We start from the raw sequence: 15,143 nt of genomic DNA, 5'->3' as shown, positions 1-15,143 counted from the left end.
GCCGAGCGCGAGGAAGCCGCGACCGTCACGCCGCGCTGCGCCCGCTCCCGCGGCGCCCGCTCTCGCACCGGAGACCGGTTCACTGCGCCTGCGGCTTGACCGGTCGGCACGGCGAGTCCGGCCCGGCCGGCGCGCCAAAGGTTCGGAACAGAAAGTCGCTGCTGGCAAATCGCGAGCCGGCAAACGACGCCTGCCCCGTCGCATAGGGGTCGTTCCCGGCGTTTTTCCAGTAGAACGCCGTCTTTCCGCTGTCGACGACGCTGAACGTGACCGGCGCGCCGCTCCTGACCGGCAGCGGCGGCGAGAAATCGAATCGCCAATAGCCGTCGAACCCGTCGGGGATCGCGGCCGAGGCGACGCCGAGCGGTTCGCCTCCGTTCGAGCCGTGCACGGTGACGGTGACCCGGTCGCCGCCGCGGCCCCGGTAGGCGCTCGTCAGGGCGACTTCGATCGCGGTGAGACAGTCGATTGTCGGCGTGAAGCTCTGACGGGCGTTGTTGGCGGGGCTGATGCTGACCAGGGCGCCGGCCCAGGGCGCCGGATTGGCTTGATCGAGCCTGTCCGCCGTCGCGGGCGACACGCCCGCCGCGAGCGCGAGCCAGCAGGCCGCACCCGTCGTCGCCCCTCGTCGTTGCGCCATGTCGAACTCCATGCGTCGCCCGAAGTCGGCCGCGGGCGGCAATTGACCGGCGGCCGAGCCGGGTTCAAGCCTGCCGCGCCGCCGTTCAGTCCGTTTGCGCCGCGGGCGGCCCGATCTTCAGCACGCGCAGCAGGAACGGCGCGGTGAGCCCCTGGACGATCACCGAAAAGGCCACGACCGCGAAGGCGCAGATCAGGATGTCGTCGCGCTGCGGGATGTGCGGGGGCAGGGCCAGCGCCAGCGCCAGCGCCAGCGCGCCGCGCAAGCCGCCCCACCACAGGAGATGCTGCTCGTTGGCCGGGACCGCCCAGCGCGTCCGCGCGAAGGCGAGGCAGACTGGATAGACCGCGATCGCCCGGCCGGCGAGCGCGAAAAGGACGGCTAGCGCGAGCGCGCGCCAGCCCTCGCGGGCGAAGTCGATCGTCGCCATCGCCGAGCCGATCAGCAGGAACACCAGCGAATTGGCGAGGAAGGCGGCGAACTCCCAGAACCCGAGCACGAAGGTCCGTCCGTGCGGGGTGAGCGCCGGCTCGAGTCCGTCCCGGGCGCCGAGCACGCCGAGGTTGCCCATGACGATTCCGGCCGCGACCGTCGCGAGCACGCCCGAGGCGCCGAGGCGCTCGGCGACGAGGAACGACCCGAACGCCGCGACCGCCGTCAGCGCCGTCTCGACCAGGTGATCGTCCGAGGCCCCGGCGATGGCCACCGCGGCAAGGCCGACGACGACCCCGACCAGAACCCCGCCGCCGGCGATTTCCGCGAGCGCCCGGACGACGGCGAGCGGGCCGCCGGCGGCGCCGGCGTCGTGCGCCGCCCAGGCGAGCACCAGCGTGAACAGCACCGCCGCGGCGCCGTCGTTGACCAGACTCTCCGCTTCGATCAGCAGCCGAATGCGCCCCGTCACGCCGGTCTCGCGCAGCAGCGCGACGACCGCGATCGGATCGGTGGCGGCGATCAGCGCGCCGAAGGCCAGCGCCGGCTCGACTTGCCACCCGAGTCCCCAGACGAGCCCCGACGCCACCGCCGCCGCGCACAGCAGGACCCCGACCGTCGACAGGGCGAGCACGGGGACGAGATCGCGCCTGAACTCGCCCCAGCGGATGTTGAGCGCGGCCTCGAACAGGAGCGGCGGGAGGACGACATCGAAGATGAGGTCATGGGTCAGCGTGAGACCGGAGTCGACGCGAAAGAACGCGAGCGCCGCGCCGGCCAGCACGAGCCCGACCGTATAGGGCAGCCTCAGGCGCCGCGCCGCGAGCGCGACGAGGATCGCGAGCCCGAGCAGGCCGAGGGCGCGGAAGACCAGGACGTCCATGCGCGCCTCTGTAAACCGTGTCCCCGACGCGGCGCCACGGAAATCGCGGCGGCGCGAGGCGGCGTCGCGCCGCCGGCGGCGCGTGCGCCCAATCCCGGCCGGCCGCCCTTGCGCCGAACGGGATTCCCGACGCCGCGCCGGCGCCGGGGCGCGCCCACGACGGCGCCGCAACAAAAAGTTGACATTGAGATGACAACAGGCGTAACAGGCGCTCCCCGAGAGGTAATGGCAACAGGCGTAACACGCCCGCCCCGAGGGGAACCGGAGATCTGTCCAACCATGTCGAATTGGAAAAGCATTTGTTTCGGCGCCGCGGTCGGCCTCACGACCGCAGTCGCCGGGCCCGCTGAGGCCGGTTCGCTGACCGCGCAGCAGATTCTCTCGCAGTTCAACCTCGTCACACCCGGTTCCGCGACGACGGGCTCGAACATCGAGGGATCGGTGGCGGTCGGCGGCAACCTGAACGGCTCCACCTTGTTCAGCAACTCGAGCAGCGGCGCCGTGCTGTCCACGCCGTCCGCCTATGTGTTCGGCAATCTGACCAACCAGAACTGGCTGAACATCAACGACCCCAACTCGGCCGGGGTTCCCACGCTGTATTACAACGGCCCGGTCCAAACCAACAAGCAGGGCATCCCGTCGACCCCGGGCGCGCCGCAGGTCAATTTCAACGGCCGGTCCACCCTCGCGACGATTCCCTCCGGCGTGACGATCTCGTCCTTCACGGCGCCGCTCAACGCACTCGAAACCCAGCTCGCGGGGCTGACGGCGACCAGCGACACCATCACCAACGTCAACAACAACCTCACCTTCAACGTCGTCAACCAAACGGCCGTCTTCGACCTCCCGCTGAGCGATCTGCTGAACCAGAACGTCAACATCGGGTTCAGCGGCGCCCTCAACGCCGACACGACGATCATCATCAACGTGACCGGCGGCACGACGTACACCCAGGTCGGAAACTTCAACCCGACCGCCTTCGAGAGCGAGCACGTCATCTGGAACTTCGACGACTTCACGTCGCTCTCGTTCAAGCAGTGGGGCGGCGCCGTCCTCGGGGGCGACGCAAGCGTTTCCAACAGCAGCCCGATCGAGGGCTTCGTCTACGCCAAGACCTACGGCGGCCAGAACAACGGTCCGTTGGAGTATTACCCGTTCAAGGGCCAGCTGCCGGTCGACCCGGCCGTGCCCGAACCTTCGACCTGGGCGATGCTCGTCATCGGCTTCGCCGGCGTCGCCTTCGCCGGTCTCCGACGCGGGCGCTCGGCGATCGCCGCTGGCTGAAGCAGGGGCGGAGCGGCGGCCGACGCCGGCCGCACGAACCGCCTCTCCCTGGCGGTTCCCCGTCCGCCGGGAAGGGCGCGGCCTTTCTCCGGCGCGCCTGTCGTGATACGCCATGGGTCGAACAGGGACGCGAAAGCCCATGCGGATTCTCGTCGTCGGCGCCGGGGCGACCGGCGGATATTTCGGGGCCCGGCTCGCCGAGGCGGGCCGGGACGTCACCTTCCTCGTACGGCCCGATCGCGCGGCGCAGTTGCGACGCGACGGCCTCAGGGTGCTCAGTCCGCACGGCGACATCCGGCTGAGCCCGCGTCTGCTGGTCACGGGGGAGGCGACCGAGCCGTTCGATGTCGTCCTCCTCGCGGTCAAGGCGCTGGAGCTCGAGCGCGCGTTCGACGACTTCGCGCCGGCGGTCGGACCGCAGACGATGATCCTCCCATTTCTCAACGGGCTCCGGCACATCGACCTGCTGACGGCGCGGTTCGGCGAGACGCCGACGCTCGGCGGCGTGTGCGTGGTGGCGGCGACGCTCGATCGGCACGGACGCATCGTCCAGCTCACCGGCGGAACGCAGGCGCTGACTTACGGCGAGCGGGACGGCTCGATGTCGGAGCGGGTCGCGAAACTCGATGAAGCGCTGAAGGGGGCGGGCTTCGACACGCGTCTCAGCTCCGCGATCCTGCTCGAGATGTGGGAGAAATGGGTGATGCTGGCGAGCGCGGGCGCGGCCACCTGCCTGATGCGCGGCGCGATCGGCGAGATCGAGGCGGTGGAGGGCGGCGCGGAGGCGACGTTGCGCTGCCTCGCCGAGACGGCCGCCATCGCCGAGGCGTCAGGCTACCCGCCGCGGACCGCCTTCCTCGACGGGACGCGGACGATGCTGACGCAGAAGGGATCGACCCTCGCCACCTCCATGTATCGCGACATGCTGAGCGGCCAGCCGGTGGAGGTCGAGCACATTCTCGGCGATCTCACCCGTCGGGCGCGGGCGCTCGACGTCGACTCGCCGCTCCTCGACGCGGCGACGGTGAAACTGCGCGTCTATCAGAGCCACATCGCGAAGCATGCATGAGCGCCGTGGCCCGGAAAGTCCCGGCCGCGTCCGACTCGCCGATATCAAGAGGTCCCTCGCGAAAACCGGGGTCGAGGTTTTCGCGTCTCGCTGGGGCGCACCCCGTCGCCCCGGCGGCGCTCAGCCTGCGCATCGCGTAGTAGGTCGCCCGGTCGACGCAGGCCGCGTTCCGTTCGCCGAGGTCGTCGAGGCGCACCCGGTAGGTCTCGCGTGCGCTCCAGGCGGCGAGCGCGGAGACGACGGTGACGCCGAAGGCGAGCGCGCCGATCATCGTCGGCGCTCCGGCGGAGCCGGGCGGCGCGACGGCCGCGAACAGCGCCGGCAGCAGCGCCGTCAGCATGATCCCGATGGTCTGGGCGATCGCCATGCCCGAGACCCGCGCCCGCGTCGGGAACAGCTCCGGATAAAAGCTCGGAAACACCGCGTTATAGCCTTGGTAAAGGACGCCCCACATCAGGACCGAGAACAGGAACGCGAGCGGCGCGCTCCTGACGCTGATTGCGTAGAGATAGGCGAAGGCCAGGAGGCCGGACAGCAGCGAACCGACGATCATCGGCGGCCGCCGCCCGACCCGGTCCGAAAAATTGCCGACGAACGGGATGACGACGACCGCCACGAGGTTGCCGACCGCCGGCATCCAGAGGTAGACGCTGGCGTCCATGGCGACGCCATGACCCGGCTGAACAGCGATGGCCGCGCCAAACATGGTCGCGACGACCGGAACGACGTTCATCAAGGACATGCCGACGACGCGCAGCATGTCGTCCCAGTGATGGGCGATCGCCTCGATCACCGGCGCCCGAGGCGCCTCGCCCTTCGCCGCCTCCTCCACGAAGGCGGGCGTCTCGCTGACCTCGCGCCGGATGAAGTAGCCCGCGACCAGGACGAAGACGCTGAGCAGGAACGGGATCCGCCAGCCCCACGCCATGAAAGTCCGCTGCGGCAGCACCCAGCTCAGCGGCAAGAAGGCGACGGCGGCGAGGATCTGCCCCGCCTGCGCGCCCTGAAGCGCGAAGCTCGCGAAGTAGCCGCGCCGGCCGAACGGCGCGTGCTCGAGGATCATCGAACTCGCGCCTGAAATCTCGCCCGCCACCGCAAAACCCTGGACGAGCCGCAGCGCGACCAGCAGCGCGGGCGCCCAGACGCCTGCCCGCCCGTAGCTCGGCAGCATGCCGATCGCCATGGTCGACAGGCCCATCAGCACGAGGCACACGAGCATGGCGTTCCTGCGCCCGCGGGTGTCGCCGATATGGCCGAGCGCGACGGCGCCGATCGGCCGCGCGACGCAGCCGACCCCGTAGGTCGCGAGCGAGGCGACGATCCCGAGCGTCGGATTGGCGGAGGGAAAGAAGAGCTGCGGAAAGACCAGCGAGGCCGCCGTCGCGTAGATGAAGAAGTCGTAGTACGCGAGCGCGGAGCCGATCCAGCCGCTGGCCGCTGCGGCCCGGGACTGACGCTGGCCCGCCGGCTCGAGGTGCGTGGCGGTCATCGTCGACTCCTCCTTCGTGTCGCTTCGTAAGAGATGGTCCGGCGAGCGAGTTGAGACGCGTGCGAACGGGAGCGATCCCAGCGGCTACGACCTCGGGACCATGCGACGACGAGTGGGACGGCGATGTCGTCCGGAGCGCCCCACGTTGCGGCCGGGCGCCGGCCTCGGGGTCCGGAAAGCGTAGCAGAGCTGACACTGTCAGCGGAAATGCGTTGCGCTGGACGCCCGGCCGAGGGGGCTCGACGAGGTCGGGGGGCGGTCTTGCGCGTGGGCGCGCGGGTCCGATCGCCGGCGGCGGCCGCGGCGACACGCAGTTCGCCCGCCCATCTCGTCGAGGGCGCGCTCGCGTGCGGTGAGCCGGACGTCTCCGTCCGTCGCGGGGAAACCGACGCGGAACGCGCCGCCCATGCGCGAGTTCAGGCGCGCGCGGCGCCGCGCGACTCCGCCCCGCGGAACAGCGGGCGCCGCGCGGGAGGGGGAAACGCCCCCTCACTCCGCCGACAGCGGCGCCGACAAGGCCGCCGCGCCTCGTGAAGACGTCTGAAGGCGGGGGAATTTGCGCCGTCCGCCGCCCGCTCACCGCAATGTGAATCGGACGGGGGTCTGCCGGCCGCAATGCCGCCCGACCCTGCGCGCAAGCGTCGGCCGCGGTCGTGAGGGGAGCGCGCACGCGCACGCACGCTCCCGCCGCCGCCTGGCGCAGGGTTCGTCCATGTCATCCTTCAGGCTTACCACGACACCGGTCGAGCCCCGCATCGCGGCGGTCTCGACCCTCCTCGCCTCGGCGCTCGCCGTCGCCTGGCTGCTCGGACGGGCGGCAGCCGGCGCGCCGGAGCCGGCGCCCGTGTCGGCGAACCCGGCGCCGCCGTTCCATGCGCGCCAGAGGGCGACCGAGTGGCGCGCGCCGCGCCTGATCGGCGTCGAGGTCGACGGACTCGACGGCCGGCCGGTCGGCCGGGTCGAGGACCTCCTGATGACCCACGACGGCGTGATCGAGACCGTGGTGATCGGCGTCGGCGGATTCCTCGGATTCGGGACGAAGCCGGTCGCGGTTCCCTTCGCGGCGCTGGCCTTTCGGATGGACGCGCGGCCGGCGACGCTGATCGATGAACCGCTCGGCGGGGGCGCGGCGCCCGCGGACGGCAAGCCGTCGTGCGCCGCGACCGCCGAGGCGGTGCGCGGCCGCCCCGACCGGGTCGCGCTGCCGGCGACGGCGGCGCAACTGCGGTCGGCGCCGTCGTTCGCCTACGCGCGCGCGGCAGGGCCCGCCGTCGCCGCCGCGCCGGGAGACGCCGCGAGCGCCGCACCCTACCAGTGAGTCCAGGGTGTTAGACGCGGTCGTTGGTCACGTTCCTTAACTGTCGACGCGGTCGTCGTCCCGTTCCCGCGCTCCCTAAGGCGTCGTTTCGACACCGACTTCGACGGGTTAGGGAGCGACCAGGGGCCGGGATGTCCAGACCGGCGCCTTGGAATTGCTCGAACCATCGGCCACTATGCGGGAGCGCTTCCGGGCGCCGAGGCGTTCGGGTGTTGTCGCGCGTCCCGAGCGTTTCGAGGGCTGTCATGACCGGCGCTGTCTTCCTTCGCGCGGCGCGGGCGCTGCGCCTGGGCGTTGCGGGCCTCGTCGGCGCGCTCGCCGCGCTGCACGCGGCGGCCGCGCCCGTCGGGCCGCCGTGCGGCGACCCGTCGGGGACGGCGGATGCGCGGGCCGGGTCGACGCTCGCCATGTTGACGCAGGGCGAAAAGCTGTCGCTGGTCCATGGCGTGCTCGGGGCGCCGTGGAGCGGCGGGCAAAAGCCCGAAGGCGCGATCGGGTCGGCGGGCTACGTTCCCGGCGTCCCGCGTCTCGGGATTCCCCCGTTGCAGGAGACCGACGGCCCGCTCGGCGTCGCCAATCCCGGAAATGTCCGGCGCGGCGACACGGCGACCGCGATGCCCTCGAACGTCGCGCTGGCGGCGACGTGGGATCTGGCGCTGGCGCGCGGGCAGGGCGAGGCGGTCGGCGCCGAGGCGCGGGCGAGAGGCTTCAACGTCCTGCTCGGCGGCGCGGCCAACCTGATTCGCGACCCGCGCGGCGGGCGCACTTTCGAGTATTTTTCCGAGGACCCGTGGCTCACCGGGCTCATGGCCGGCGCGGTGATCGCCGGCGTCCAGAGCCGCGGCGTCGTCTCGACCACGAAGCATTTCGCCCTCAACGACCAGGAGACCGACCGGGGCCGCCTCGACGTGCGGATCGACAAGGCCGCGGCGCGGGAATCGGATCTGCTGGCGTTCGAGATCGCGATCGAGCGCGGCCGTCCCGGCGCGGTCATGTGCGCCTACAACCGCGTCGAGGGCGCGCACGCGTGCGAAAATCCGTGGCTGCTCGGCGAGGTGCTCAAAGGCGACTGGGGCTACCGCGGCTTCGTCCTGTCCGACTGGGGCGCCGTCCATTCGACCGAACGCCCGGCGATCGCCGGGCTCGATCAGGAATCGGCCGAGCAGGCCGACACTCGGCCGTTCTACGCCGTCCTCGGCGACGCCGTCGCGGAAGGGCGGGTGCCGCAGTCCCGTCTCGACGACATGGCGCGGCGCATCCTGACGACCATGTTCGCCTGCGGGCTCGCGGATGCGAATCTCGCCGCTCCGCTCGCGTCGGGGGTCGCAGCCACGACGGCGCGCAGGATCGCCGACGAGGGCGCGGTCCTGCTGCGCAACGACGGCCTGCTGCCGCTCGCGCCGACCCTGCGCCGCGTGCTCGTGGTCGGGGCGCACGCCGACCGGGGCGTGCCGTCGGGCGGCGGCTCCTCGCAGGTCGTCCCCTCCGGGGGGATCGCGCTGAAACAGCCCGAGGGGACGAATCGCGCAATGGTGTTCATGCCGTCCTCGCCGCTCGCGGCGCTGCGCCGTCGCTTGCCGTCGGCCGCGGTCGACTTCGACGACGGCCTCGACGCCGACCGCGCCGCGCGCAAGGCCGCCCGCGCCGACGCCGTCGTCGTGTTCGCGGACCAGTACATGACCGAAGGCGCGGATGTCGCCGATCTCGCGCTGCCGTCCCGACAGGACCGCCTGATCGGGCGGATCGCCGAGGCCAATCCGAAGACCGTCGTGGTGCTGGAGACCGGCGGCCCCGTGCTCATGCCCTGGCTCGACCGGACGGCGGCCGTGCTCGAGGCCTGGTATCCCGGCCAGGCCGGCGGCGAGGCGATCGCCGACATCCTGACCGGCGCGATCGATCCGTCGGGCCGCCTGCCGGTGACGTTTCCGGCGAGCGAGGCGCAATTGCCGCGTCGGAAAATCGAGCTCGTCCCGCCGGAAGGCCGGGTCCCCGACGGCGCCCCGATCGTCGCCCGCTACGACGAAGGCGCCTCGACCGGATACCGGAGCTTCGCGCGCCGCGGCGAGCGCCCGCTGTTTCCGTTCGGCTTCGGATTGTCGTACACCACCTTCCGCCTCGGCGCGCTCGCGGCCCACGCCGACGGATCGAGCGTCACTGCGGAGCTCGCGGTGACCAACGCCGGGGCCAGGGCGGGGGCCGCGGTTGCGCAGCTCTATGTCGCCGGCCCGGAGGACAGCGGCGTCGGACTGAGGCTCGCGGGCTGGGCCCGGCTCGACCTCGCGCCCGGCGAGACGAAGCGCGCGACGATCGCCGTCGATCCACGGCTGATCGCGACCTTCGACGAGGGCGCGCGGCGCTGGCGGATCGCCGGCGGCGTCTACACGGTCAGCGCGGGCTTCGATGCAGCGGCGCGGGACGCGACGGCCGACGTCGCGGTCGAGGCGGCCGACGCGCCGCCGTGACGACGTTCGTCATCGGCCGGGCGGGGGGATTTCCTCCCCTGCGAAGCGGGGGAGGGGGACCGCGCGTCAGCGCGGTGGAGGGGGCCTGCCGCCCTCGATCATCGACAAGGCCAGCCGGAAGAGTCCGTCCGCAGCTTTGTCGGGATTGGTCAGGACGTCGCGAGCGGGGATGCGCAGCACCTCGATTCCCACCGCTCGCAGCCATGCGTCTCGGCGTGCGTCGCGCTCGGGGCGATCTTGCGCTTCGTGCGCGCGGCCATCGATCTCGATGGCGAGCTTCGCCTTGGCGCAGTAGAAGTCCAGAACGTAAAGCCCAACGGGGTGCTGTCGTCGAAATGCAGGGAATTCGGGCGATCTCGTCCGGACACGGCTCCAAAGCATCGCCTCCGGAACAGACAGGTTTCGCCGAAGCGTCTTTGCCGCTGCGACGGTGCTCGAAGGCGCTCTCATCGCCGCTTGCCCCCTCCACCACGCTTCGCGTGGTCCCCCTCCCCCGCTTCGCAGGGGAGGAAAGTCCGCGCCGCAATCGTAGCATGAACCCGGCGAGCGGCAAGGCCCTCCTTGCCGTCCAATAGACCTGTCAGCGATACATCCGGTCCAATCCGTCAGCGATCTAACCGGATCGTACAACGGCGATTTCCTCCCCTGCGAAGCGGGGGAGGGGGCCCGCGCGTCAGCGCGGTGGAGGGGGCCCGCTGCCCTCGATCCTGGCAGCGAGATCGCCGTCACGTCGGCCTGCCTGCCGCCATGAGACCTCATTTTCCATTTTGGATTCGACGTCAGGCTCGCCGTATGTTACAAGTTTACAACGTTAGACCTCGACTTCGAAAGAGAAAGATCCCGTGCGACCGCGGCGCTTCGTTTCGCTGATGATGCTCGGAGTGTTGCTCGCCATCGCTTTCTTGCCGATGCCTGATGTCTCCTCTCGATCGATCCATAAGTTCGTTCAGTCGATCTATGAGGTGGCGCCGTCGATTTTTATCGATCAAAATAAGTTGATTGCCGAAGACAGCACGAAAAGAGTTCCCTTGTGCATGTCGGAAAGGTGTCTGAAAAGCCCGTCCCGGCAAAATTGCGCCTTCGCCAACCTGTGCATTCATGAATACAAGAGAACAAAAAGAGGCGCCTACTGCGTCGAGGGCGTGAAGACGAAACCGATGTCAACGCTCTTGACGGATCTCGATGTGTCTCGTGAGCAGAGAAAAATCATACGAGCTGTTGAGACGATGGGAGCCGTTTCCGCGATCGCCGACATGCCGCCCTCCGCGAAAGTGTCCGTGGTCGGAGAGGTCACGCTTCCGAGCGCGACGGACGAGACCAAGAAGGTCCTGTGCGCACGCTACTCGGGTCCTGATCCCGTCGACGCCGAGACGATGCTGCGTCTCATCAAGGAGGGGCCACAGGCCGCTGCAGGAGCGGCGCGCCTCACCAGGCCGAAAACGCCCGCTCCACCGAGCGCATAAAGGCCTGCCGCCGCGCCGGGGCGGAGAAGTTCATGTTGTAGAGCGGATGATAGTCGAACCGACCGTCGGGATCGATCAGGACGCCGATGTTGTCGCGCACGAAGCGGCGCGGCGGGTCGAGTTTTTGCGCCACGTCGGTTCGGCTTTCCCCATAGGCGCATACGGCCGCCAGTCGCTTCAGGTTCTGGAGATTGCGATGAAACAGGCCGCGCTCGTCGATCACGGTCGCCACCCCCGGCAGGAACACCCTCTGGAAGTACCCCTGCAGGATCGCCGGCAGGCCGTCGAACCACACCGGAAACACCAGAACCAGCGCCTCGGCGGCGCGCAGCCGCGCGACATAGGGCTCGACCTCGCGCGTGTTCTTCTCGGTGTCGACGTAGACCCGCATCTGCTCGGGCGACAGGACGGGATCGAAGCGCTCGGCATAGAGGTCGAGGTCGTCGACCGCGTGCCCGCCGGCTCGCAGCGCCGCGACGAGTCGGACGTGGACCGCGGAGAGGAAGCTGGTCGCGAGCGGGTGGGCGTGGACGACGAGAACGCGCAAGCCGTCACGCTCCGGTCGGCGCGTCGGGAGCGGGACGGCGCCGCCCCGGCTCGGCGGCGACGAGGAATTCGATCTGCGGCGGTTGCGTCAGCATGTCCCGGATTTCGTCCTCGACCGCGCGGTCCTCGTTGGTGATCCGCTCGCGGAAATGCATGAGCTCGAGCCACGATTCGATCAAGTAGGCTTCCTCGAAGCGGCCGATTTCCGCCATGTCCTCGAACACGCCCCAGGCGAACGCGCCGTCGCGGCGGCGCTGCTCGCCGAGGTCGTCGATCGAGCGCAGGAAGCGGTCGCGGTCCTTGGCGTCGATCCGGTAGGCGACCTTCACCAGAATAGGGCCCCGGTCGTCGGACATCTCCTCCGCCGCCTGCGGAAGCCGGTAGTGCAGGGACGGCGTGAGATCGATCGCCTCGGAGCCCTGGAGCTTCCAGCCCCAGGTCGCGGGGATGCCGAGGAGCGCGCCGATCGCGGCCAGGAGAAGCGCGTTGTCGACGCCGATGCGGGCCGCCGCCTGTCCCCAGGCCGCGCTGCACAGGGCGACCGAGCCGAAGATCACGGTGAGGAAGATCGCCAGGCCCCGGCCGCGCACCCATTGCGGCAGCACGTTCTGGGCCGAGACGTAGAGGCTCGTCAGCACCATCACCCAGGCCGCGCCGCCGAAGAAGCCGGCGCCGAGCTGGACGGCGAACGAGCGGGTCACGCCGAACAGCGCCAGCGCGATCGCCGTGCCGATCGATCCGAGCGCGACCGCCCAGTCGAGATCGACGCGCCGCCGGACGGATCGCTGGGCGAACGAGCTCGCGAGCGCGCCGGCGCTGACCGCGCTGAGCAGCAGGCCGTAATGCTGCGCGCCCTGGCCCGAGGCGCGCGCGATCAGCGGCAACAAGCCCCAGTAGGCGGCGGCGAACGGATAGACCGCGAGCGTCCGCGCCAGCGTCGCACGGAACAGGGGGTTGTTGGCCGCGTGCCGGAGTCCGGTGCGCACCGCTCCGGTCAGGCGCTCCCCCGGCAGGGTCTTGGTCTCCTTCGGCGGCGTGCGCTCCCACATGAGCGCCGCGACCACGACGACATTGGTCGCCGCGAACATCCAGTACGGCGCCGACAGGCCGTAATGCACGATGACGAACCCGCCGAGCGTCGGGCCGATCGTCCGGCTGAGATTGTAGGCGACGCCGTTGGCCGCGACCGCTCCGGTGAGGTCGGCCTTCGGCACCAGCGAAGGCAGGATCGCGAGCCAGGCCGGCGAATTGACCGACCACGCCGCGCTGAGCAGGAACGTCGTCAACAGCAGCGACAGCGGAGCGGCGAGGTCGAGCGAGACCAGACTCGCGAACGCCGCCACCAGCACGACGACGCCGCACGAGATCACGAGGATCAGCCGCCTCGGGTCGACGATGTCGGCGAGCGCGCCCGCGGGCAGAGTGAACAGGAACATCGGCAGGGTGGCCGCCGCGTGGACCAGCGAGACGTCGCCGGGATTGAGGTCGAGGGTGGTCATCAGCCACCCCGACGCGGTGTCGACCATCGAGATGCCGACGAGGGCGATCGCGCTCGCGAGCCAGACGACCGCGAAGGCCGGGTGCGCGAAGGCGCCGAGCCACGCCCTTCGCGCGGCGGCCGGCTGATCGAGAACAGGCGTCTCCATGTCGCGCTTTCTGCCCCTCCGCCTCCCGCCCGTCCAGTGGTCGAGACCGAAAACGCCGGCTCTGCGGCTATGCTCCGACGGACTGCTCGCGAAACCCGCTCGCGCGGCGTTCGGCCGGCGGCGTCGTCGGCGCGGCGCGCGCCATCGTCGCCGCGGTTTTTGCGGCGATCGGGCGGGGTCCGAGGCTCAGCCTGCCGCCGCGACCGCCGCCAGGCGCGCGTGACGGCGAGGCGGGCTGCCCGTCACGCGCTTGTAGGCGGTGCTGAACGCGCTTTCCGATTCGTACCCGAGCGAGCGGGCGACGGCGCCGATGGGCTCGCCGCGCTTCAGGCTGCGTCCGGCGAGCAGCATCCGCCAGCGCGTGAGATATTCGATCGGTCCGTCGCCGACCAGCTGCCCGAACCGGGCCGCGAAACCGGATCGTGACATGCCGACTTCGTCGGCCAGCGCCGCCACCGTCCAGCGCCGCGCCGGCTGGCGATGCATCGCCGCGATCGCCGCTCCGACATGCTTGTCGGAGAGCGCGAACAGCCAGCCGACGCCCGTGCTCTCGTCGAGGTGCAGGCGGAGCGCCTGAATGAAGATCATGGTGGTGAGCTGCTGGACGATCAGGAAGCCGCCCGGCCTGGGGTCGAGCAGCTCTTGCCGCATCCGGTCGAAGGCCCAGCGCAACGTCGCGCGATCCGTGTCGCTGCGCAGATGGACGATCGGCGGCAGCATGCCGAGCAGCATGTCCGCCTGCGCTCCGGCGAGCTGAAAATGGCCGCCCAGCACCGTGACCTCGCCGCCGTCGTTCAGTTTGACCAGCGAGCCTTCGCGGGCGCCGAGAAAGTGGCGCTTCCAATCCTCGGGCGGCAGGGCCGGATCGCTCGCGACTCGAAACGCCGAGCCGTGGGGCAACAGGAGACAGTCGCCTTGCGTGAAAAGCACCGGCTCGCCAAACTCCTCCACCGCCAGCCAACACGCGCCCGAGGTCACCGCGTAGCATTTGACGCCCTCGAAGGGATCGAAGCGGATCGACCAGTCGCCGCCCGCCTCGAAGCCGCCGACCCGATAGTTGCGCAGCTCCTGGTACGAAATGACTTCGGACAGCGGATCCATCTTTGGACGATCTCCGAGAAACTATGGACGCTAAGGTATAGATCGTCTGGGGGCAATCGCCTACCTCTCTCCCTGGAGCCAAACGGCCGCACGTGTCGGGGCGCCTTCGGAGAAGAACCATGCAAGAGACCCCGGTGTTCGTCGTCGTTGAAGTTGTCTCCGTCCGGGATCCGGAGGGCCTGCGAGCCTACGCCCAGCGCGCGAGCAAGCTGATTGGCCCCTTGGGGGGAGCGGTGGTCGGACAAGGCGCAATTCCCGTCGATGGAGAGCCTGGTTTTGCTCCCCTCTTGATCCAACGTTGGACCTCCGAAGGCGCTTTCCGCGCCTGGCTGGCCAGCGAAGCCTACCAACCCCTCAATGCAATTCGCCTCGCGAGCGCCGAGATGAGGGTGGCGATTGTTCCGACCGTCGCCGGCCCGGGCGCCTGACGCGGACATAAAATCGAAGATCCATGCGCGGGACGCGGAGAATGATCTCGAGCCGTCATGCGCACAGGGCCGCGTTCGTTGGAGCGATATCGTGAGCGATGAAAACTGCAAACATCCCGAGGGCGCATTTGCGCCGGTCGTCGATTTCTCTCGCTGCGAAGCCAAAGGCCCATGCGCGCAGGTATGCCCTTACCAGGTGTTCGAAATTCGAAAGATTGAGCGATCCGACTACGCAAATCTCGGATTCCTGTCGAAGATCAAGAATCGGGTCCACGGCGGAAAGGTTTCCTATACGCCGAACGCCGCTCGCTGCCGAGCGTGCGGGTTGTGCGTCCAGGCATGCCCTGAGCACGCCATCAAACTCGTCAAAGCAAAACCATGA

The 15,143-nt window shown here is 69.9% G+C and carries 14 protein-coding genes; 7 read left to right on the top strand and 7 right to left on the bottom strand.

The genetic code is table 11. The annotated features are described in order from the left end of the window. Positions 1–79: 79 nt before the first annotated feature. A complete protein-coding gene (locus DFR50_RS21595) occupies positions 80–640 on the bottom strand; it encodes a hypothetical protein (protein ID WP_147262840.1) in 561 nt (186 codons plus the stop codon). Positions 641–725: 85 nt separating this feature from the next. Further along, complete coding sequence (locus tag DFR50_RS21590; protein ID WP_113891339.1) at positions 726–1,955, bottom strand: cation:proton antiporter; 1,230 nt, start codon at positions 1,953–1,955, stop codon at positions 726–728. Between the two features lie 279 nt (positions 1,956–2,234). Here DFR50_RS21590 and DFR50_RS21585 point away from each other — a divergent pair, with 279 nt between their 5' ends. Together DFR50_RS21585 and panE are read left to right on the top strand one after the other, a co-directional pair. After that, entirely contained in the window at positions 2,235–3,239 is a 1,005-nt protein-coding gene (locus DFR50_RS21585) for a collagen-binding domain-containing protein (RefSeq protein ID WP_170153323.1), read from the top strand. A 139-nt stretch (positions 3,240–3,378) separates the two neighbouring features. Further along, positions 3,379–4,308: a 2-dehydropantoate 2-reductase gene (panE, locus tag DFR50_RS21580; protein ID WP_113891337.1), complete on the top strand. Its 930-nt coding sequence runs from the start codon at positions 3,379–3,381 to the stop codon at positions 4,306–4,308. Here the strand turns inward: panE and DFR50_RS21575 are convergent. Next, on the bottom strand, positions 4,208–5,797 hold the full coding sequence (locus tag DFR50_RS21575; protein ID WP_113891336.1) for an MFS transporter: 1,590 nt from the start codon (positions 5,795–5,797) through the stop codon (positions 4,208–4,210). The two genes, panE and DFR50_RS21575, sit on opposite strands and share 101 nt — an antisense overlap. 712 nt (positions 5,798–6,509) lie before the next feature. On the opposite strand from DFR50_RS21575, the gene DFR50_RS32625 reads away from it, so the two are divergent. Next, on the top strand, positions 6,510–7,115 hold the full coding sequence (locus DFR50_RS32625; protein ID WP_210208994.1) for a PRC-barrel domain-containing protein: 606 nt from the start codon (positions 6,510–6,512) through the stop codon (positions 7,113–7,115). A gap of 245 nt (positions 7,116–7,360) precedes the next feature. Further along, positions 7,361–9,577: a beta-glucosidase family protein gene (locus DFR50_RS21565; RefSeq protein WP_113891335.1), complete on the top strand. Its 2,217-nt coding sequence runs from the start codon at positions 7,361–7,363 to the stop codon at positions 9,575–9,577. A gap of 66 nt (positions 9,578–9,643) precedes the next feature. Here the strand turns inward: DFR50_RS21565 and DFR50_RS33645 are convergent, their stop codons facing one another. Then, positions 9,644–10,027 (bottom strand): endonuclease domain-containing protein, encoded by a 384-nt coding sequence (locus DFR50_RS33645; protein WP_113891334.1) that lies wholly within the window; start codon positions 10,025–10,027, stop codon positions 9,644–9,646. Between the two features lie 392 nt (positions 10,028–10,419). Here DFR50_RS33645 and DFR50_RS31560 point away from each other — a divergent pair, with 392 nt between their 5' ends. After that, a complete protein-coding gene (locus tag DFR50_RS31560) occupies positions 10,420–11,040 on the top strand; it encodes a hypothetical protein (protein WP_147262839.1) in 621 nt (206 codons plus the stop codon). Here DFR50_RS31560 and DFR50_RS21555 read toward each other — a convergent pair. The 3 genes from DFR50_RS21555 to DFR50_RS21545 all read right to left on the bottom strand — a co-directional run bounded on the left by DFR50_RS21555 (position 11,003) and on the right by DFR50_RS21545 (position 14,333). Continuing rightward, positions 11,003–11,587, bottom strand: a complete 585-nt coding sequence (locus DFR50_RS21555; protein ID WP_113891333.1) for an NAD(P)H-dependent oxidoreductase — start codon at positions 11,585–11,587, stop codon at positions 11,003–11,005. The genes DFR50_RS31560 and DFR50_RS21555 overlap by 38 nt on opposite strands. A gap of 4 nt (positions 11,588–11,591) precedes the next feature. Further along, positions 11,592–13,232, bottom strand: coding sequence for an MFS transporter (locus DFR50_RS21550; protein WP_113891332.1), 1,641 nt, complete (start codon positions 13,230–13,232; stop codon positions 11,592–11,594). Between the two features lie 186 nt (positions 13,233–13,418). Further along, positions 13,419–14,333, bottom strand: coding sequence for an AraC family transcriptional regulator (locus tag DFR50_RS21545; protein WP_113891331.1), 915 nt, complete (start codon positions 14,331–14,333; stop codon positions 13,419–13,421). 119 nt (positions 14,334–14,452) lie between these two features. Between DFR50_RS21545 and DFR50_RS21540 the strand changes: the two genes are divergently transcribed. Together DFR50_RS21540 and DFR50_RS21535 are read left to right on the top strand one after the other, a co-directional pair. Then, positions 14,453–14,761: a DUF1330 domain-containing protein gene (locus DFR50_RS21540; RefSeq protein WP_113891330.1), complete on the top strand. Its 309-nt coding sequence runs from the start codon at positions 14,453–14,455 to the stop codon at positions 14,759–14,761. A gap of 91 nt (positions 14,762–14,852) precedes the next feature. Beyond that, a complete protein-coding gene (locus tag DFR50_RS21535; protein ID WP_210208993.1) occupies positions 14,853–15,143 on the top strand; it encodes a 4Fe-4S binding protein in 291 nt (96 codons plus the stop codon).

The organism is Roseiarcus fermentans, from assembly GCF_003315135.1.
Classification (GTDB): Bacteria; Pseudomonadota; Alphaproteobacteria; order Rhizobiales; family Beijerinckiaceae; genus Roseiarcus; species Roseiarcus fermentans.
The sequence above is the reverse complement of the archived record's forward strand: the minus strand, read 5'-3'. Positions and strand labels throughout refer to the sequence as shown.